1 pseudogene is annotated in these 633 nt (G+C 60.2%); it reads left to right on the top strand.

Features of this window, described 5'->3' with window-relative positions:
* A pseudogene (locus A3730_RS22795) lies at positions 1–633 on the top strand (cobyric acid synthase CobQ); the annotation flags it as partial.

Genomic DNA, 633 nt, shown 5'->3' on the forward strand with positions numbered 1-633 from the left:
TGTTGCCGCGCATGAGCAACCATAACGATTTCGATCCCCTGCGACTGCATCCCAGTGTGAACCTGCGCTTCGTCAGGATGGGGGAAGCCTGGCCGCAGGCGGATCTGGTGATTCTCCCGGGCAGCAAGGCCACCCGTGCGGACCTGGCCTTCCTGCGCGAACAAGGCTGGGACAAGCAGATCGAAAAGCACTTGCGTTACGGCGGCAAGGTGCTGGGTATTTGCGGGGGATTTCAGATGCTCGGCGAGCGGATTGATGACCCTCAGGGGCTGGAGAGTCACCCCGGTAGCAGCCAGGGGCTGGGCTGGCTGGCCATGAGCACCGAGTTGATAGCGGGCAAACAGCTTGCCAACACAAAGGGGAAACTGCTGGCCTCAGATTCGCCTGTTCAAGGTTACGAGATTCATAACGGTATTACCCGCGGAGAGGCGCTGAGCCGCCCCATGCTGATGCTGGGTGACCGATACGATGGGGCCATGAGTGAGGATGGCCAGGTGATGGGGTGTTACCTGCACGGTTTGTTTGATTTGGCAGACAGTGGCAACGCCATCCTTGCCTGGGCCGGTCTGCACGATAATCGCGGCGTAGATTATGCCGCTCACCGGGAGCAGCAACTGGACCGGCTTGCCGATA

This window comes from Alcanivorax sp. HI0044, assembly GCF_001634945.1.